17 protein-coding genes are annotated in these 19,656 nt (G+C 65.3%); 14 read left to right on the forward strand and 3 right to left on the reverse strand.

Going from position 1 to position 19,656, the window contains the following annotated elements; all coding sequences use genetic code 11:
• The first annotated feature begins 225 nt into the window (after positions 1-225).
• The 12 genes from ACSC1S_RS00685 (at position 226) to ACSC1S_RS00740 (ending at position 13,513) form a co-directional block, all read left to right on the forward strand.
• A complete protein-coding gene (locus tag ACSC1S_RS00685; protein ID WP_261649793.1) occupies positions 226-453 on the forward strand; it encodes a DNA-directed RNA polymerase subunit H in 228 nt (75 codons plus the stop codon).
• A gap of 3 nt (positions 454-456) precedes the next feature.
• Entirely contained in the window at positions 457-2,022 is a 1,566-nt protein-coding gene (locus ACSC1S_RS00690) for a DNA-directed RNA polymerase subunit B'' (protein WP_261649795.1), read from the forward strand.
• A 4-nt stretch (positions 2,023-2,026) separates the two neighbouring features.
• The gene (rpoB, locus tag ACSC1S_RS00695) at positions 2,027-3,856 is read left to right on the forward strand and encodes a DNA-directed RNA polymerase subunit B (RefSeq protein WP_435362726.1); all 1,830 of its coding nucleotides are present in this window, start codon (positions 2,027-2,029) and stop codon (positions 3,854-3,856) included.
• Between the two features lies 1 nt (position 3,857).
• Complete coding sequence (locus tag ACSC1S_RS00700) at positions 3,858-6,797, forward strand: DNA-directed RNA polymerase subunit A' (protein ID WP_435316902.1); 2,940 nt, start codon at positions 3,858-3,860, stop codon at positions 6,795-6,797.
• Between the two features lie 48 nt (positions 6,798-6,845).
• On the forward strand, positions 6,846-8,051 hold the full coding sequence (gene rpoA2 / locus ACSC1S_RS00705) for a DNA-directed RNA polymerase subunit A'' (RefSeq protein ID WP_435362727.1): 1,206 nt from the start codon (positions 6,846-6,848) through the stop codon (positions 8,049-8,051).
• Positions 8,051-8,470 carry a NusA-like transcription termination signal-binding factor gene (locus ACSC1S_RS00710; protein ID WP_435362728.1) on the forward strand — a complete coding sequence of 140 codons (420 nt, stop codon included), beginning with the start codon at positions 8,051-8,053 and terminating at the stop codon, positions 8,468-8,470. The genes rpoA2 and ACSC1S_RS00710 overlap by 1 nt, the downstream gene beginning before the upstream one ends.
• 103 nt (positions 8,471-8,573) lie before the next feature.
• Positions 8,574-9,740 (forward strand): tubulin/FtsZ family protein, encoded by a 1,167-nt coding sequence (locus ACSC1S_RS00715; protein WP_435316905.1) that lies wholly within the window; start codon positions 8,574-8,576, stop codon positions 9,738-9,740.
• A 325-nt stretch (positions 9,741-10,065) separates the two neighbouring features.
• Complete coding sequence (locus tag ACSC1S_RS00720; RefSeq protein ID WP_435316906.1) at positions 10,066-10,494, forward strand: 30S ribosomal protein S12; 429 nt, start codon at positions 10,066-10,068, stop codon at positions 10,492-10,494.
• A 3-nt stretch (positions 10,495-10,497) separates the two neighbouring features.
• Entirely contained in the window at positions 10,498-11,112 is a 615-nt protein-coding gene (locus tag ACSC1S_RS00725) for a 30S ribosomal protein S7 (protein WP_435362729.1), read from the forward strand.
• A 362-nt stretch (positions 11,113-11,474) separates the two neighbouring features.
• On the forward strand, positions 11,475-12,077 hold the full coding sequence (locus tag ACSC1S_RS00730) for a biotin transporter BioY (protein ID WP_435362730.1): 603 nt from the start codon (positions 11,475-11,477) through the stop codon (positions 12,075-12,077).
• Positions 12,074-12,778 (forward strand): energy-coupling factor ABC transporter ATP-binding protein, encoded by a 705-nt coding sequence (locus ACSC1S_RS00735; RefSeq protein WP_435362731.1) that lies wholly within the window; start codon positions 12,074-12,076, stop codon positions 12,776-12,778. Before ACSC1S_RS00730 ends, ACSC1S_RS00735 begins: the two co-directional genes overlap by 4 nt.
• 6 nt (positions 12,779-12,784) lie before the next feature.
• Positions 12,785-13,513 carry an energy-coupling factor transporter transmembrane component T family protein gene (locus tag ACSC1S_RS00740; RefSeq protein ID WP_435362732.1) on the forward strand — a complete coding sequence of 243 codons (729 nt, stop codon included), beginning with the start codon at positions 12,785-12,787 and terminating at the stop codon, positions 13,511-13,513.
• A 7-nt stretch (positions 13,514-13,520) separates the two neighbouring features.
• Here ACSC1S_RS00740 and ACSC1S_RS00745 read toward each other — a convergent pair whose 3' ends face one another.
• The 3 genes from ACSC1S_RS00745 to ACSC1S_RS00755 all read right to left on the reverse strand — a co-directional run bounded on the left by ACSC1S_RS00745 (position 13,521) and on the right by ACSC1S_RS00755 (position 16,794).
• The gene (locus ACSC1S_RS00745; protein WP_435362733.1) at positions 13,521-14,852 is read right to left on the reverse strand and encodes a serpin family protein; all 1,332 of its coding nucleotides are present in this window, start codon (positions 14,850-14,852) and stop codon (positions 13,521-13,523) included.
• A gap of 73 nt (positions 14,853-14,925) precedes the next feature.
• A complete protein-coding gene (locus ACSC1S_RS00750; protein WP_435316912.1) occupies positions 14,926-15,678 on the reverse strand; it encodes a DUF5781 family protein in 753 nt (250 codons plus the stop codon).
• Between the two features lie 78 nt (positions 15,679-15,756).
• Entirely contained in the window at positions 15,757-16,794 is a 1,038-nt protein-coding gene (locus ACSC1S_RS00755; RefSeq protein WP_435362734.1) for a hypothetical protein, read from the reverse strand.
• A 216-nt stretch (positions 16,795-17,010) separates the two neighbouring features.
• Here ACSC1S_RS00755 and ACSC1S_RS00760 point away from each other — a divergent pair, with 216 nt between their 5' ends.
• Together ACSC1S_RS00760 and ACSC1S_RS00765 are read left to right on the forward strand one after the other, a co-directional pair.
• On the forward strand, positions 17,011-19,200 hold the full coding sequence (locus tag ACSC1S_RS00760; protein WP_435362735.1) for an elongation factor EF-2: 2,190 nt from the start codon (positions 17,011-17,013) through the stop codon (positions 19,198-19,200).
• A gap of 119 nt (positions 19,201-19,319) precedes the next feature.
• Positions 19,320-19,655, forward strand: a complete 336-nt coding sequence (locus ACSC1S_RS00765; protein ID WP_435362736.1) for a hypothetical protein — start codon at positions 19,320-19,322, stop codon at positions 19,653-19,655.
• Position 19,656 lies beyond the last annotated feature (1 nt).

Genomic DNA, 19,656 nt, shown 5'->3' on the forward strand with positions numbered 1-19,656 from the left:
TGTGGTAGGGGAGGCCGTGGGGCAAACCATTTAGTACAGTAGTACAATCGTGAGACTGTAACATCTATTCGCAACTGGGACACCTCGGTCCTGCGAACCCCCGTCGGATTGACGGGAACCGATAGTGCTAAGTCTCGGACGACTTGGCAAGCGTTAAATGGGTCCCACTAATAGTGACCTGTAGTATCTCGTGACAGCCGCTTCTCCCTCTGGCCAGACACACCCATGGTAGACGTAAGCCAACATGAAATGGTTCCGGAGCACACCATCCTCGACGAGGACGAGCTCGAGGACGTGCTTACGGAGTACGACATCGATAGTACAGACCTTCCGAAGATCAAGCGCACGGACCCTGCGCTCCCCGACGATGCCGAGGTCAACGACGTGATCAAAGTCGTTCGGAACTCGCGAACAACAGACGAAGCCGTAGTATACCGACTCGTGGTGGAGTGAATAATGGACCGATCAAAACGACGCGCGATTTCGAAGGAGTACTTCTCGAAGGACAGACTCGCAGAGCACCACTTCCGGTCGTTCAACGCGTTCTTGACACGTGGCATGCAGGAGGTCGTCGACGAGAAGGCGACCATCGAGACGGACATCGGCGACAAGGAAGGCGAGGAACCGGTCCACGTCGAGCTTGGCGACGTTCGCGTCGTGACCCCGCGTGTGCGTGAGGCCGACGGTTCCGAAGAACTGCTCTACCCGCAGGAGGCTCGCCTGCGCAACATCACCTACTCCGCGCCCGTGTTCATGGAGATGTCCATCGTGAAGGGCGAGGAAGGTGAAGAGCGCGTGGTGGACTCCACGGAGACCAAGGTGGGACGGATGCCCATAATGGTCGGCTCCGAGAAGTGTAACATCGCGGGCTTCTCCGACGAGGAACTCATCGAGATCGGTGAGGACCCCGCCGACCCCGGTGGCTACTTCATCGTCAACGGGTCCGAGCGTGTCCTGATGACGAGCGAGGACCTCGCGCCGAACAAGATCCTCGCGGAGTACGACACCAAGTACGGCGACGAAATCCAGGTCGCGAAGACGTTCAGCCAGCGCCGTGGCTACCGTGCCCTGGTACTGACCGAGCGGAACCGTGAGGGCCTGCTCGAGGTCTCGTTCCCGTCGGTCTCGGGGAGCATCAACTTCGTGACGCTCGTGCGTGCGCTCGGTCTCGAATCCGACGAGGAGATCGTCCACCGCGTCAGCGACGACCCCGAGGTCGTCAAGTACATGCTGGAGAACCTGGAGGCCGCCGAGGTCCAGTCCCAGGAGGAAGCCATCGAGAAGCTCGGGAAGCGCGTCGCCTCCGGGCAGGGCAAGAACTACCAGCTCAAGCGTGCGAACTACGTCATCGACCGGTACCTCCTCCCGCACCTCCACGAGGACGGCGTCGAGGAAGAGGACGTTCGCATCAACAAGGCGTTCTACCTCTGCCGGATGGCCGAGGCGTGTTTCGAGCTCGCACTGCAGCGTCGCGACTCGGACGACAAGGACCACTACGCCAACAAGCGGCTGAAGGTCTCGGGCGACCTGATGAAGGACCTGTTCCGGACCGCGCTGAACAAGCTGGCGCGTGACGTGAAGTACCAGCTCGAACGCGCGAACATGCGCAACCGGCAGCTGTCGGTGAACACGGTCGTTCGATCCGACGTGCTGACCGAGCGGCTCGAACACCCCATCGCGACGGGGAACTGGGTGGGTGGCCGCTCCGGCGTCTCCCAGCTGGTCGACCGGACGGACTTCATGGGTGTGCTGTCTCACCTGCGTCGCCTGCGCTCACCGCTCTCGCGGTCGCAGCCGCACTTCGAGGCACGTGACCTGCACGCGACCCAGTGGGGTCGCATCTGTCCCTCCGAGACGCCGGAGGGACCGAACTGTGGGCTGGTGAAGAACTTCGCCCAGGCCATGGAGCTGTCGCAGAACATCGAAGACGAACAGGAGCTCAAGCGCGAGCTCGCGTCGATGGGGGTACAGGGTATCCCCGGACTCGAGGGACAGGGAACGGAGCAACCCGCGGACGACTAAACAAATGGCAAGCCAACAGCGAGAAGCGAAAGTCTACGTCAACGGTAGTCTGGTCGGGACACATCCCGAACCACACCAGCTAGCAGAACAGATTCGAGAGGCCCGACGCCTGGGTGACGTCTCCGAGATGGTCAACGTCTCGGTGAAAGACCGTACCCGGGAGGTCATCATCAACGCGGACGCCGGTCGTGCCCGTCGTCCGCTGCTCGTCGTCGAGGACGGCGAGCCGCTCATCTCCGAGGATGAGTTCGAGGCGGTCCAGAACGGCGAGCTGGAGTTCGACGACCTCGTCGAACACGGCTACGTCGAGTTCATCGACGCCGAAGAGGAAGAGGACATCTACGTGGCGGTCGACACCGACGACCTCAACGAGGACCACACGCACCTCGAGGTCGACCCACAGCTCATCTTCGGTATCGGTGCAGGGATGATTCCGTACCCGGAGCACAACGCGTCGCCGCGTATTACCATGGGTGCAGGGATGATCAAGCAGTCGCTGGGGCTGCCCGCGGCGAACTACCGCATCCGCCCGGACACGCGCCAGCACCTGCTGCACTACCCGCAGCTCTCGATGGTGAAGACCCAGACCACCGAGCAGATCGGCTACGACGACCGCCCGGCGGCACAGAACTTCACCGTCGCGGTCATGTCCTACGAGGGGTTCAACATCGAGGACGCACTGGTCCTGAACGGCGGCTCCGTGGACCGCGCGCTCGCTCGCTCGCACTTCTTCCGTACCTACGAGGGCGAGGAGCGCCGCTACCCCGGTGGCCAGGAGGACCGCTTCGAGATTCCGAGCCAGGACGTGCGCGGTGCGCGCGGTGAGGACGCGTACACGCACCTCGACGAGGACGGCCTCGTCAACCCCGAGACGCGCGTCGGCGAGAACGACGTGCTGCTCGGCAAGACGTCGCCGCCGCGGTTCCTCGAGGAGCCGGACGACATGGGTGGGCTCTCGCCGCAGAAGCGCCGGGAGACCTCGGTGACGATGCGTTCGGGCGAGTCCGGTGTCGTTGACACGGTCACCCTGATGGAGGGCGAGGACGGCTCGAAGCTCTCGAAGGTATCCGTGCGCGACCAGCGTATCCCCGAACTCGGGGACAAGTTCGCATCGCGACACGGCCAGAAGGGTGTCGTCGGCCACATCGCACCCCAGGAGGACATGCCCTTCACGCAGGAGGGTGTGGTCCCGGACCTCATCGTCAACCCGCACGCGCTGCCGTCACGCATGACGGTCGGCCACGTGCTGGAGATGCTCGGCGGCAAGGTCGGCGCACTCGAGGGCCGACGTGTCGACGGGACGCCCTTCACGGGCGAGGACGAGTGGGAGATCCGCGGCGGCCTCGAGGAGGCCGGCTTCAAGTCCTCTGGCAAGGAGATCATGTACTCCGGCGTCACCGGCGAGAAGATCGAAGCGGAGATCTTCGTCGGCGTGATCTTCTACCAGAAGCTCTACCACATGGTCTCGAACAAGCTGCACGCCCGTTCGCGCGGGCCGGTGCAGGTGCTCACGCGCCAGCCGACCGAGGGTCGTGCCCGCGAGGGTGGCCTGCGTGTCGGTGAGATGGAGCGTGACGTGCTCATCGGGCACGGTGCCGCGATGGCGCTCAAGGAACGGCTCCTCGACGAGTCCGACCGCGAGTTCATCAACGTGTGTGGCCAGTGTGGGATGAGCGCGGTCGAGAACGTCGACCAGCGCCGTGTCTACTGCCCGAACTGTGGCGAGGAGACGGACATCCACGAGATCGAGATGTCCTACGCGTTCAAGCTCCTCCTCGACGAGATGAAGGCGCTCGGTATCGCCCCGCGACTGGAACTGGAGGACGCAGTCTAACATGGTAAGCTCACAGACACCGAAGGAGATCGGCGAGATCAACTTCGGACTCATGGACCCGGAGGAGTACCGAGAGATGTCCGCCACGAAGATCATCACGGCGGACACCTACGACGACGACGGCTTCCCCATCGACATGGGGCTGATGGACCCGCGCCTGGGCGTCATCGACCCCGGGCTGGAGTGCAAGACGTGCGGGAAGCACTCCGGCTCCTGTAACGGACACTTCGGCCACATCGAGCTGGCCGCGCCCGTCATCCACGTCGGGTTCACGAAGCTCATCCGTCGCCTGCTCCGCGGGACCTGCCGCGAGTGCGCACGCCTCTGTCTCACCGAGGACGAGAAAGAGGAGTTCCGCGAGCAGCTCACCCAGACGCGACGACTCAGCGGCGACCTCAACGACGTGACGAAGGCCGCCATCCGGCAGGCCCGCAAGAAGGACCGCTGTCCGCACTGTGGCGAGATCCAGTTCGACATCCAGCACGAGAAGCCGACCACGTACTACGAGGTCCAGCAGGTCCTCACTGGTGAGTACTCCCAGCGCATCGCCGCCGCGATGCAGCCCGACCCCGACGACGAGGACGACGAGGGGATGGGCCGCGAGGAGCTCGCCAACGAGACCGGCATCGACCTCTCGCGTGTCAACCAGATTCTCTCGGGCGAGTTCCGCCCGCGGGAGTCCGACCGCAAGAAGCTGGAGAAGGCACTGGACATCGACCTGACCGAGGAGGACATGAACAAGCTGATGCCCTCGGACATCCGCGACTGGTTCGAGGACATCCCGGACGAGGACATCGAGGTGCTGGGTATCAGCTCCGAGAAGTCCCGCCCCGAGTGGATGATCCTGACGGTGCTGCCGGTCCCGCCGGTCACCGCCCGTCCCTCCATCACGCTGGACAACGGCCAGCGCTCCGAGGACGACCTGACCCACAAGCTGGTCGACATCATCCGCATCAACCAGCGGTTCATGGAGAACCGCGAGGCCGGTGCGCCACAGCTCATCATCGAGGACCTGTGGGAGCTGCTCCAGTACCACGTCACGACGTTCATGGACAACGAGATCTCGGGGACGCCGCCGGCGCGACACCGCTCCGGCCGCCCGCTGAAGACGCTCTCCCAGCGCCTGAAGGGCAAGGAGGGTCGCTTCCGTGGCTCGCTGTCCGGGAAGCGTGTGAACTTCTCCGCGCGTACCGTCATCTCGCCGGACCCGACGCTCTCGCTGAACGAGGTCGGTGTTCCGGACCGGGTCGCCAAGGAGATGACCCAGACGATGAACGTCACCGAGCGCAACATCGAGGACGCCAGGCGCTACGTCCGCAACGGCCCCGAGGGCCACCCGGGCGCGAACTACGTCCGGCGTGACGACGGTCGTCGCCTGAAGGTGACCGAGAAGAACTGCGAGGAGCTCGCCGAGAAGATCCTCCCCGGCTGGGAGGTCAACCGGCACCTCATCGACGGTGACATCGTCGTCTTCAACCGGCAGCCGTCGCTGCACCGGATGTCCATCATGGCCCACGAGGTCGTGGTGATGCCGTACAAGACGTTCCGCCTCAACACCGTCGTCTGCCCGCCGTACAACGCAGACTTCGACGGTGACGAGATGAACATGCACGCACTGCAGAACGAGGAGGCTCGCGCCGAGGCGCGCGTCCTCATGCGCGTGCAAGAGCAGATTCTCAGCCCGCGCTTCGGGCAGAACATCATCGGTGCCATCCAGGACCACATCAGTGGCACCTACCTGCTCACTCACGACAACCCGCAGTTCAACGAGACGCAGGCGCTCGACCTGCTCCGTGCGACCCGCATCGACGAGCTGCCGGAGCCGACCGGCCACGACGACGCGGACCGCCCGTACTGGACGGGCCGCCAGCTGTTCTCCGAGCTGCTCCCGGACGACCTGAACATGGAGTTCACGTCGAACACGGGCGACACGGTCGTCATCGAGGACGGCCAGATGATCGAGGGCACCATCGACGAGGACGGTGTCGGTGCCTTCGGTGGCGAGGTCGTCGACACCATCGCGAAGGTGTACGGCATGACGCGTGCCCGCATCTTCATCAACGAGGTCGGGACGCTCGCGATGCGTTCGATCATGCACTTCGGGTTCTCCATCGGTATCGACAACGAGACGATTCCGGAGGAGGCCCAGGAGCGCATCGACGAGACCATCGGCGACGCGTACGACCGCGTCGAGGAGCTCATCTCGACGTACGAGGCGGGCGAGCTCGAATCCCTGCCCGGCCGGACCGTCGACGAGACGCTCGAGATGAAGATCATGCAGACGCTCGGGAAGGCCCGTGACAACGCCGGTGACATCGCGGAAGAGCACTTCCAGGACGACAACCCGGCGGTCGTCATGGCCAACTCCGGTGCGCGTGGGTCGATGCTCAACCTGACCCAGATGGCCGGCTGTGTCGGTCAGCAGGCAGTTCGCGGGGAGCGCATCAACCGTGGCTACGAGGACCGCACCCTGAGCCACTACCAGAAGGACGACCTGAGTGCCGAAGCACACGGCTTCGTCGAGCACTCCTACACCGGTGGTCTCACCCCGCGTGAGTTCTTCTTCCACGCGATGGGTGGCCGCGAGGGCCTGGTCGACACGGCAGTCCGTACCTCCAAGTCCGGCTACCTGCAGCGCCGGCTCATCAACGCGCTCTCCGAGCTGGAGACGCAGTACGACGGCACGGTCCGGGACACCTCGGACACCATCGTCCAGTTCGAGTTCGGTGAGGACGGTACCTCGCCGACCAAGGTGGCGTACGACGACGAGCACGGCATCGACGTGGAGCAGATCGCGGACCGCGTCATCGAGGCGGAGTTCGAGAGCGAGGACTCCAAGCTGGAGTTCCTGGGCGACAAGGCGCGCCCGACCAACCTCTCGGAGCACGCCGACTCACGTCGCAACCCCGACCTCCTCCAGGGGGTGGAATCCGATGATTGAACAGGAGTCCAATCAGGCTCACAACCGAGCGAAGCTCGGAGGTGAACGATGACTGAATTCGACGTTTCCGACGATGTAGAAGCCGTCGTGGAGGACACGGAGCTTCCGCGACGACTCAAAGACGAGGTGTACCAGACGATCGAAGAACGTGGCGCGACGGTCGAGCAGGCGGACGAGATCGCCCGTGCGGTCCAGCACCGCTACCTCGACACGCGGGTCGATCCGCTCGACCCCGTCGGGACGGTGAGCGCGCAGTCCATCGGGGAACCGGGGACCCAGCTCACCATGAACACGTTCCACTACGCGGGTGTCGCAGAGATCGACGTCACGCAGGGCCTGCCACGGCTCATCGAGCTGGTGGACGCCCGGAAGACGCCGGACACGCCGATGATGACGGTGTACCTCGAGGACGAGTTCGCGACGGAACGCGAACGCGCCCACGAGGTCGTCTGGCAGATCGAGGCGACGAAGATACTCGCATTGGGTGACGTCTCGACGAACGTCGCCGACATGCGCGTGCAGGTCAGCCTGAACCCGGACACACTCCAGGAGCGCTGGCCGACCATGGATAGCACGGACGAGATCGCTGGCGAGGTGGCCGACATCATCGAGGACAGCCTCGGTGTGACGACCATCCAGCAGGGGACGAACATCGAGTTCGGTCCCGAGGAGCCCAGCTACCGCGACCTGCTCCAGCTGGTCGAGGAGCTGCGCGACATCACGTTCAAGGGCATCGAGGAGGTCACCCGCGTCGTCATCCGCAAGGAGGAGACCGACGAGGGCGAAGAGTTCGTCCTCTACACCGAGGGGTCGGCCTTCGGCGACGTGCTCACCATCGAGGGCGTCGACGCGTCGCGCTCGACGTGTAACAACATCCACGAGATCCACCGCGAGCTCGGCATCGAGGCGGCTCGCGAGGCGATCATCGAGGAGACGAAGAACACGCTCGAAGAGCAGGGTCTCGACGACGTGAACATCCGGCACCTGATGCTGGTCGCAGACATCATGACGAACCGTGGTGAGATCGAGTCCATCGGTCGACACGGTATCTCCGGCTCGAAGGAGTCGGTGCTGGCGCGTGCCGCGTTCGAGGTCACGGTCAACCACCTGCTCGACGCGGCCATCCACGGCGAGGTCGACGACCTCAACGGCGTGACGGAGAACGTCATCGTCGGCAAGCCTATCAAGCTGGGCACGGGTGACGTGAACCTCAAGATGGGTTCGGTCAGTCGCCAGCCCGAACAGGCCGACTGATGGCGATCACGCTGTCCGACGAGGCGCGCCGTATCCTGGCGCTGTTCGAAGACGTGACGGGTGCGACCGGACGCGACTGTCTGGTCGACGACGACCGGGTCATCGTCCTCGTCGCAGCGGGCGACATGGGCGAGGCCATCGGGCCGGGTGGACAGCACGTCCGCACGTTCGAGGAGAAGCTCAAGCGCGACGTGAAACTGGTCGAGGACGCGAGCCTCGTCGAGGACTTCGTCGCGAACGCGCTCGCGCCCGCGGCGGTGTACCACGTCACCATCAGCGAGAACGGTGACACGGTTGCCTACGCCGAGGTCGCAGAGGAGGACACGGGTGTCGCCATCGGTGTCGACGGTCGCAACATCGACGCGGCCCGGCGGCTCGCTGCGCGTCACTTCGACGTTGATGACATCCAGTTGACCTGAGTTCGGGTCGACACCTCATTTCCCTGCAGAAATTTATCTACCCCGCCGTCGTATCAGTAGTCGTTACTATGGTCTGCATTCATTCCAGCGGGGGTGTCTCGAAGTGAAACTCGCGATGATCGGCTTCGGGCAGGCGGGGGGGAAGGTCGTCGACCGGTTCATCGAGTTCGACCGCCAGACCCGGGGGAAGACGGTTCGAGCGGCCATCGCCGTCAACACGGCGAAGGCGGACCTGCACGGCCTCGAACACGTCCCGCCGGAGAACCGCGTGCTCATCGGCCAGACACGGGTGAAGGGGCACGGGGTCGGTGCTGACAACGAACTCGGCGCGGAGGTCGCACAGGAGGACATCGAGGAGGTGCAGGCCGCACTGGACGGGGTTCCGGTCCACGAGGTCGACGCGTTCCTCATCGTCGCCGGGCTCGGTGGCGGCACCGGGAGCGGTGGCGCGCCCGTCCTCGCGAAGCACCTCAAGCGCATCTACAGCGAACCGGTGTACGGGCTCGGTATCGTCCCGAGTTCCCAGGAGGGTGGCATCTATACCCTGAACGCCGCGCGCTCGTTCCAGACGTTCGTCCGCGAGGTGGACAACCTCATCGTGTTCGACAACGACGCCTGGCGCTCGACCGGGGAGTCCGTCGAGGGTGGCTACGCGACCATCAACGACGAGATCGTCCGGCGACTCGGACTCCTGTTCGGCGCGGGCGAGATCGAAGCGGGCGACGTGGTCGCAGAGAGCGTCGTCGACTCTTCGGAGATAATCAACACGCTCGCGGGTGGCGGCGTCTCGACCATCGGCTACGCGGTGGACCCGCTCGGGGACCAGAAGAAGGGTGGGCTGCTCTCGCGCTTCTCGAAGGAGGACCTCGACGAGGTCGACGAGACCAACCGCATCACGTCGCTGGTCCGGAAGGCGACGCTCGGGCGGCTCACCCTGCCGTGTGAGGTCCAGGGTGCCGAGCGGGCGTTGCTGGTCGTCGCGGGCCCGCCGACCCGGCTCAACCGGAAAGGCATCGAGCGCGGGCGGAAGTGGCTCGAGGAGCAGACCGGCTCGATGGAGATTCGCGGCGGCGACTACCCGCTCCCGAAGGAGAACGCGGTGGCGTGCGTCGTCCTGCTGTCGGGCGTGACCAACGTGCCGCGGATCAAGGAACTCCAGCAGGTCGCCATCGAGGCGCTGGAGAACATCGAGGACATCCGGTCACAGTCCGAGGCGAACCTCGAAGATCTGCTCTCGGACAGCGACGAGGAACTCTCCCCGCTGTTCTGAGGCCCGATTCTTTCGGATTCTCGACTCCTGTCTCAGCTGGTAGCACCGCGCTGGGTTGCACCTGTACGGGGATGCCGAGACGCGTCGTAGTGGTGAACGACGGAGTCGCTGGCAGGGGGTGCGTACGGCCAGACACGGGACACAACGCGACCCGAACGAGCGGCGTTGCGCGGACTTTACTGGATAAAACGCTCGCAGAACCCGTAACTCGAATCTCTGAGACTGCCTCAGATTCCTTCTTTGCACCCTCTCGCGCCCGCTGGGGGCGTAACTCCGGGTCGAAAGAGGGAGGCTTAAGTGCCTCCGTCAGGTAGCGACTGATACTATGGCAAACGGCAAATACGCCGCACGCAAACTGAAGAAGGACCGCCAGAACCACCGGTGGTCCGACTCCGAGTACGCCCGACGCGAGCGCGGGCTTCGCAAGAAGTCCGACCCCCTCGAGGGTGCGCCGCAGGGTCGTGGTATCGTCCTGGAGAAGGTCGGCATCGAAGCGAAGCAGCCGAACTCTGCAATCCGGAAGTGTGTCCGCGTTCAGCTCATCAAGAACGGGAAGCAGGTCACCGCGTTCTGTCCCGGTGACGGTGCGATCTCGTTCATCGACGAGCACGACGAGGTCACCATCGCCGGTATCGGTGGTGCGAAGGGTCGCGCGATGGGTGACCTTTCCGGCGTGAACTACAAGGTCGAGAAGGTCAACGGTGTCTCGATGATCGAACTCGTCCGCGGTAACGCAGAGAAACCGGTGCGTTAAACAATGGCAGCAGAAGACACACCCGAGCCGGACAAGCCCGCCGGCACCGACGACGACACTGCCCGCGCACAGCTGTTCACGAAGTGGGACATCACGGAGATCGAGTACCGTGACCCCTCCACGGAGCGCTACATCACGGTCACCCCCATCGCGCACACGATGGGCCGTCACGCCTCCAAGCAGTTCAAGAAGTCCGAGATCTCCATCGTCGAGCGGCTCACCAACCGCCTCATGCAGACCGAGGAGAACACGGGGAAGAAGCAGAAGGCGCTGAAGATCGTCCGCGAGGCGTTCGACATCGTCCACGAGCGCACCGAGGAGAACCCGGTGCAGGTGCTCGTCCGTGCCGTCGAGAACGCGGCACCCCGCGAGGAGACCGTCCGCCTGAAGTACGGTGGCATCTCCGTCCCGAAGGCCGTCGACGTCGCACCGCAGCGTCGCGTCGACCAGTCCCTGAAGTTCATCGCGGACGGGGCATACAAGGCCTCCTACAAGACGGCCACCCCGGCCGCTGAAAGTCTCGCCCAGCAGCTCATCGGTGCCGCCAACTACGACGTCCAGGCGTACCCGATCAGCCAGAAGGAAGAGAAAGAGCGCGTCGCGGCTGCAGCCCGCTAACGTCTGCGGTTTCTGTCTTTTCGGTTTTCTGCGTGTCGTGAGTGGCGACTCTCGGTTTCTGTTGGGGCCTGCCGAGAGTGTGTTGCTGACGGTTGGGTCTACAAGCATGTGACTCGCGCCGATGGCAGTGGAGACCGCCACCGCAACCGCCCCGCACAGCACCGCACCCACACCCTCCCCAGCCGACTCCTTTCACTTCGCTTCACTCCGTTTCGCTCCGTTCCAGTCGCCCCTCGCGCGCTTTCGTCGGCTGGCTCACTTCGTTCGCACTGCCGCCAGCGCGCGCCACGTGGTTCGGTTCGCCCCCTCGAGACGACCCGTCAACCGATACGATTTTACTGGTTGACGAGCCTGTTCCGTACATGGCAGATTCGGAATCACAGACAGAGGGGTACGGCGAGGTCGACCTCGTCGAGGGTGAAACGGTCAAGATGGTCGCGGCGTCTGCGATGTTCGCGGCGCTGGCCGCGGCACTGGCACAGGTCGCGGTGCCGATGCCGGGGCCGCTCCCGCCGGTGACGCTCCAGACGACGGCGGTGTTCCTCGCCGGCCTCGTGCTGGGGGCGCGGTGGGGTGGTTTCGCCATGGTCCTGTATATCCTGACCGGCGTCGCGGGGGCACCCGTCTTCGCGGAGGGGAGCGCGGGCCTGGGGACGCTGGTCGGGGCCTCCGGTGGGTTCATCGTCGGGTTCCTGCTGGCCGCCGTGGCCATCGGCGCGGTCGTCCACCGCGGGTTCGAGACGCGCTCGCTCGCTGCGGTGTCGGTCCCCACGCAGGTCGTGGCCATCTGTCTCGGTATCGCCATCATCTACGTCGTCGGCACGCCGTACATGGCGTTCGTGCTCGACTGGTCGCTCGGGAAGGCGTTCACGTTCATGCTCCCGTTCCTGCCCGGCGACCTGGCAGAGATGGCCGCAGTCATCGGGCTGGTCTACGCGGGCGACCTCACCGAGCTGACTGGATGATACGGGTCGCGGACCTGGTCCATCGGTTCGGCGACCACGACGCGCTGGACGGCGTCTCGCTGACGATTCCCGACGGGGAGTTCCTCTTGCTCGTCGGGCCGAACGGGAGCGGGAAGACGACGTTGGTCCGGCACTTCAACGGGCTGCTGGCCCCCGACTCGGGAACGGTCACGGTCGATGGCGAGTCCGTGGTCGAGAACCCGGTCGCCGCCCGGACCAGCGTCGGGATGGTGTTCCAGCACCCGCGGGACCAGCTGGTCGCCTCGACCGTGGGTGCTGACGTGGCGTTCGGCCCGGAGAACCTGGGCGTGCCTCGCGAGGAGGTGGACCGCCGCGTCTCGGCGTCGCTCGACGCGGTCGGGCTGGCGGGCCGCGAGGACGAACGGGTCGACGAGCTCTCCGGCGGGGAGCAGTCGCGGGTCGCTATCGCGGGCGCACTCGCGATGGAACCCAGTCACCTCGTGCTCGACGAGCCCTTCGCCGGGCTCGACCAGCGTGCCCGCCGGTCGGTGCTGGCCCGGCTGGACGACCTGCACGCCGACGGGACGAGTATCGTCGTCGTCACCCACGACCTCCGCGACCTGCTGGACCGTGCCGACCGCGTGGTCGCGCTGTCCGATGGTCACGTCGTCGTCGACGGTTCGCCCCACGCGGTCCGGGACGACCTGGCGGGGGTCGCCGTCGACGTGCCGTCTTCGTAACCTACCATGCTCGCATACGCACCGGGTGACTCGGTCGCCCACGACCTGGACGCACGCGCCAAGCTCGTGTTCCAGATGGGCTTCGCCGTGGCCGTGTTCGCGAACCCGACGCCGCCGTGGCTGGCCGCGATGGCCCTCGTCGCCGCCGCCTCGCTCGCGGCCGCGCGGCTCTCGCCGGTCGCGGTGGTTCACGCGTACCGGGTCGTCCTCGCGTTCTTGCTGGTCGGGCCGCTCATCGGGGCCCTGACGCTCGGGCCGCCCTGGCTGGTGCCAGCACAGGCGGTCGATTCGGCGCTGTCCATCTCACGGGTGATTCTCGTGCTGTTCGTGAGCATGGCGTACGTCACGTCGACGCCTGTCCGGGAGACACGGGCGGCCATCCAGCGCCACGTCCCTGGCAAAGCCGGGCGGCTGCTCGGCGTCGGGATGGCGCTCACGCTGCGGTTCCTCCCGCTGTTACGCCGTGACGTCCGCTCGATTCGCGAGGCGATACAGGCACGGGGTGGCGCGAACCGGTCCGTCGTCGACCGGGCGCGACGGCTGGTACTCGTGGGGCTTTCGCGGGCGCTGGAGCGGGCAGACCGACTGTCGGTGGCGCTCCAGGCGCGCTGTTTCTCGTGGAACCCGACGCCGCCCGAGATGTCGTTCTCGCGGGTGGATTACGTGGTGCTGGCGGTCGGGGCGGGGCTCGCGCTCGCGGGGCTCGTCCCGGTCGTGACCGGGGCCACGGGCTGAGGACCGATTACTCGGCTGACTGCGCCGCCGCCGCGTCCACGACCCGCCCGAGGAAGACCATCGAGTCGGTCTCGCGGTGCCGGATGGCGAACAGGAACGGCCGGTCCGCGACGAACTCGAAGGGGTTCATCGGGGCGGACTCGTCGCCGACGACGACGCCGGTCGCGGCGGTCGCCTCGGTGCCCGACTCGTCGACCGCGACGAAGCTCTCGTGTTGCACGTCGTCGATGGCGAGCCGTTCCGGGGTACCGGGTTCGACCAGGCCGGAGAAGTCCGCGAGGTCGTGGTCGAAGGCGTCGGGCATCCCGAGGTCTTTCAATGCCTGGTTCAGGCCGACCTTCGTCCCGAAGGTGAACCTGGGGAGGACGACCCGGCCGTCGTTCTCTTCGAGCGCGTCGAACAGGGTGTGGAGCCCGTCGGCGTCCAGTGCGTGCTCGTACGCCTCGAACTCGCCCTCGGGGGGCAGGACGACGACCATGCTGGCCGTGTCGCCCTCGTAGGGGAGTTCGATGGCCTGTGCACCGTCGACCTTGGCGTAGGGGACCGACGCCTCGGAGTGGCGCATCAGGGGGACCTGCGATTCCGTGCCGTCGAGGGCCGTGAAGGCACCATTCGAGGTCGATTCCTCCGGGAAGGTCTGGGCCCACTTCGCCTTGAAGTAGACCGCGTTGGTGCCCACGAGCCGGGTCAGGTCGGTGATGGAGTCCTGAGGGAGCAGCTCCTCGATGCGGTCTTCGGTCTGGTCGGCGACCCACGAATTGATGGTCTCGCGGGCGGCCTCGGGCTCGGCCGCGAAGTCGAGGGTCCGCAGGCCAGCGCCGTAGTTCCGGGCGATGGTGTCGAGGTAGTCGCCGTCGATGGGGTAGTCGGTCTGGCCCCAGAGGGCGTTCACGAGGTCCAGGCGGAAGGCCTCGTCCTCGGCGTCGTCCGGGGCGTCCAGCGCGAGGTCCAGCCGATTGAACGTCGGGTGGAGGTCTTCCTGGTCGGAGACGTAGTGCAGGGTTTCCGCTATCTGCGCCTCGGTGTCGCCGCGGGCACCGGCCCACACCATCGCCATGGCGAGCGAGATGCTGAGCGGCGAGAGGAACAGGTTCTCCGCGGGCTTCTCGGCCACCCGGTTGTGGTGCAGGTCGAGCGCGAACTGGGTGTTCGCGCGAACCTGGTCGCGGAGGGTGTCGGTCGAGACGTCGGGGTCGGTGTCGCGGGAGAGGTCGGAGGCGAGCAGGCCGGGCGTCACGCCGGAGCCACCGTTGCCGAGGCTCCCGAGACAGCCCGCCAGGGCCGGGATGGAGAGCGCGCCCGCCAGGGCGAGCACCTCCCGTCGATTCCAGGTGGTCATGCCGGTACAGAGGACGTGCGAGTATATCTCGGCTCGCTTACCTAAAATGGCCGTTTGAACTTGCTCGCCCCACTCAGTCCGCGGCCTGCTGCCGCCCGAGAGCGTACTCCCGGGTCACGTCGACCAGGGCCTTGCGGTACTCGCTCTCGGAGGGGTCGTCCGCGAGCGTGGCGAACCGTTGCTTGAATCGCTCGACGCTCACGTCGGGTGCGTCGCCCGCGGCCACGCGTGCGAGGTCGTAAATCGGGTGGTCGTCGTCGACGAGGTCGTGGCGCTCCACCAGGGCCAGCGCGAAGGCGGCGTTGACCGCCGTGATGTCCGGGTCCGACCCCGGTTGGATGGGCATCAGGCCTGCCCGGGGTGGGGTCGGCTGGTCGGCGACCGCCGCGGCCAGGCTGGATTCGAGGAAGGAGACGAGTTTCTCGGGTGGGGACACCCGCATCGTGATGTCGTCGGCGTAGATGTCCTTCATGTGGTTCGCGATCTGGTAGCAGTGTGCGACCTTGCGGCGCTCGACGCTGTTGCCCGCGAGCCCCAGGAACAGCGCCTCCTCGGTGGACTGGACGTGCGAGGGGTGGTTCTGCTCGTAGCGCACCATGTGCGAGAACTCGTGGATGGTGAGTTCGCGGGCCATCACGCTCGTCGCGGCCCGCCGCGAGATGTTGAGGACGTGGTGGTCGTCGTAGTGGCCTGTCCAGGTCCGCTCGTCGGGGTCGTCCCTGACGTGGACGTGAATCGGCAACTGGACGTCGGCCTCGGTCTCGAAGACGTCCCGGGCGCTCAAGAAGGGAGCCGTGGGCCCGGAACCCTGTACGCGAACCTCCATGCTATACATTCACAAGCGTTCTACCCGTATGAGGGTTCCGGCCCTGTGAACCGTTGCCGATACTGGGTTTCGTGGGCTCTAGAACATCGTCGACCGAATGGACAGCGACCCGCGGTACCAGCGCCCCTCGAACGAGAGGATGGTGCCGTTGAGTGCGGTGAACTGCGAGACCTCTGCTGGGATGTGTGGTGCCATCCCGAGTCGTTCGGTCAGCACCCGCAGGCCGTCGGATAGCTCTCCTTTCTCGGTGTAGATTCGACCTTGGCGGAGGTCGGTCGCGGTTCGGAGGATTTCGAGCGCGTCGGGGCCGAGCTCTGCCGGGTCGAACACCGCGTCGACGAGGTTCTCTTCGACGTACTGCTGGAGCTCCGCTTTCGAGGACGCGACTTCTTCGGCGCTGAACGTGTATCGCGTCAGGTCGACTGGCCCTTGCTCGGCGCGCGGGACGAGATACTGGTCGCCCTGCCGGACGTAATCGAAGGGGGCAGACGGTACGAGGTCGCTCGCTTCGGGGTCCATCTCGTGGTGGAAGTCGGGACCGCGAGCCTGTAGCTGCTTGTCGTCGACGTCCTGGTAGCCACCGTGCGTATCCCGTGCCGCTTCGAGCGCGCGTCGGACGAGCAACTGGTCCGTCTCCGACAGGGATGACGGCGGCTCGGTGACGACCGTATCGCCACTGTCGGGCGTCTCGTCGACGAGGTCGAGGTAGAACACCCAGCGGGTCTCCGTGAACTCGGTCTGGTCGGTCTCGGTGACCCAGTAATAGGTCCCGTCGCGTTCGATGAACCGTGGTTTCGGGCGGCTGGTCGTCCCGAAAGTGCGGTCGTACGCGAGTTGCCACTGGACAGACTCGGCGGTCCCTTGCTCGAAGAGCGTCTCGACGACCGACCGCTTGTACTCGGCCGAGTAGTCGATGGATTGGTTTGCCCCGATACTGGTCGGGTCCGTCTCGATGAAGCCCTCGGTCAACTCGGCGAGAGAGTCCGCCTCTGGGAACGTGTAGAACGTGTACTTGGCGTTCCCGAAGCTACTGAGACAGCCAGCGGAACCGACGACGCCCGCGGCTGTGCCGAGGCGTGCGAGAAATCCTCGACGGGGGACCATATTCGGCTTCATGCGAGGACTATCGGTCCCGGGGGTAAATGCTTTGTTCGTCGACACGATGCCCGGTGACAGCGGTCTCACGACGGTTCCGACGCCCGAGTTCCGTGGCTACTGTGCGTATTATTGACTCACCAAGCCGTTCCGAGGTGCCCGAAAACGGCCGTCTCACGGTGTCATGGCGAATCGAAAACAGCATACTTTTACCGCCTACGTCGGTACGCAACACCAATGGGTAGACGAAAGAAGATCGTCGAACAGTGCGAACGGCTGATGGACAACCCGGAGCACATCCGGAACATCGCCATCGCCGCGCACGTCGACCACGGTAAGACGACACTCACAGACAACCTGCTCGCCGGGACGGGCATGATCGCCGACGAAGGTGAGGCGACCAAGCTCATGATGGACACGGAAGAGGACGAGCAGGAACGTGGGATCACCATCGACGCGGCGAACGTGTCGATGACCCACGAAGTGGACGACAAGAACCACCTGATCAACCTCATCGACACGCCGGGCCACGTCGACTTCGGTGGCGACGTGACGCGTGCGATGCGTGCAGTCGACGGCGCACTCGTCGTCGTGGACGCAGTCGAGGGAGCCATGCCGCAGACGGAGACCGTCGTTCGGCAGGCGCTCCGCGAGGGTGTGAAGCCGGCCCTGTTCATCAACAAGGTCGACCGCCTCATCTCGGAGCTGCAGGAAGGCCCCCAGGAGATGCAAGAGCGTCTCCAGAAGGTCATCGGTAACGTCAACGAGCTCATCCGCGGGATGACCGAGGACATGGACGACGTCGACGACTGGACCGTCTCGGTCCAGGATGGAACCGTCGCATTCGGGTCCGCCCTGTACATGTGGGGCGTCTCCGTCAACTCCATGGAGCGCACCGGTCTCGACTTCGGCGACATCATCGACATGGAGCGCGCCGGCAAGCGCAAGGAACTCCACGAGAAGACGCCGCTCTCGAACGTCGTGCTCGACATGGTCGTCGACCACTTCCCGAACCCCATCGACGCCCAGCCCCGTCGTATCCCGCGCATCTGGCGTGGTGACGACGAGAGCGAGCTGGCCGAGCAGATGCGTCTGGTCGACGACGACGGCGAGGTCGTCTTCATGTGTACGGACATCCACATGGACCCCCACGCTGGCGAGATCGCGACCGGTCGTGTCTTCTCCGGAACGATGGAGAAGGGCCAGGACCTCTACGTCTCCGGGACGGCCGGGACGAACCGCCTCCAGAGCGTCGGGCTCTACATGGGTGGCGAGCGCGAGGAAGTGGACCACGTGCCGGCAGGGAACATCGCGGCCGTCACCGGCCTGCGTGACGCCATCGCTGGCTCGACGGTCTCCTCCGTCGAGATGACGCCGTTCGAGTCCATCGAGCACATCTCGGAGCCGGTCATCACGAAGTCCGTCGAGGCGAAGAACATGGACGACCTGCCGAAGCTCATCGAGACGCTCCGTCAGGTCTCCAAGGAAGACCCGACCATCCAGATCACGATCAACGAGGACACGGGCGAGCACCTCATCTCCGGGCAGGGCGAGCTCCACCTCGAGGTCATCACCCAGCGCATCGAGCGCAACCAGGGCATCCCGGTCATCACCGGTGAGCCAATCGTCGTCTACCGCGAGGCACCGCGCGCGGAGACCGGCGAGGTCGAGGGTATCTCCCCGAACCGCCACAACCGGTTCTACATGACCCTCGAGCCGATGGACGAGGACATCGTCGAGAAGATCCGCATGGGCGAGGTCTCCATGGACATGCCCGAACTGGAACGCCGTGAGGCCTTCCAGGAGGCCGGCATGGACAAGGACACCTCCCAGAACGTCGAGCACATCTTCGGGACGAACGTCCTCATCGACGACACGAAGGGTATCCAGCACCTCAACGAGACGATGGAACTCGTCATCGAGGGCCTCGAAGAGGCGCTCGCAGACGGGCCGCTGGCTGCCGAACCCGTTCAGGGTGCGCTCCTTCGCCTGAAGGACGCCCGACTCCACGAGGACACCATCCACCGTGGTCCGGCGCAGGTCATCCCTGCGGTCCGTGAGGCCGTCCACCGTTCGCTCATCCACGCGGGTGTCGCGCTGATGGAGCCGATGCAGGACGTCCGCCTCGACGTGCCGAACGAGCACATGGGCGCTGCCTCCGGCGAGATCCAGGGTCGCCGTGGCCGCGTCGACGACATGTACCAGGAGGGTGACCTCATGGTCGTCGAGGGTATCGCGCCCGTCGACGAGATGATCGGCTTCTCCTCCGACATCCGCAGCGCGACCGAGGGTCGTGCGTCGTGGAACACGGAGAACGCCGGCTTCGAGTTCATGTCCGACAGTCTCCAGAAGGAGAAGATCATGGAGATCCGCGAGCGCAAGGGGATGAAGCTCGAGCTGCCGGAAGGCGCTGACGACTACCTGTAACTCGATTCTCCTCTCTTTCGTTCTCGACCCCGCCCAGCGGCGCGTCTGTTGGTTGAACTGAGTGTATGATTCGTTATCAGGAAGGTTTATTCTATACCGCGAGACATACGGAATGTAACGTGCCTGCAGGCTGCCCCCACTGTGGTCGTCAGCTGCTCCCGGTCGGCGTCCACACGACGGTCATCTCGCCACCAGTCGCCACCTCGGCCGGCAGTGGGAGCGATGACGAGCCGTCGGCGGTGGGCGGTCCAGCGGGCGAACGCGAGGAACTGCGCCGGACGGTGGCCGAACTCACGGAGCGGACCATCGTCATCAGGGCAGTCGCGCTCCGCCCTGACGACCCGGAGCCGGTCGTCGCGGAGTGGTGTCCCGAGGAGTCCTGCACCGGCCAGCAGGAGGCGAGGGACGCGGTCGGGGCTCACCTCGACCGGCTGGCTCAGACGTACCGGGAGTGAT

Source organism: Haloarchaeobius pelagicus, assembly GCF_051207375.1.
Taxonomy (GTDB): domain Archaea; phylum Halobacteriota; class Halobacteria; order Halobacteriales; family Natrialbaceae; genus Haloarchaeobius.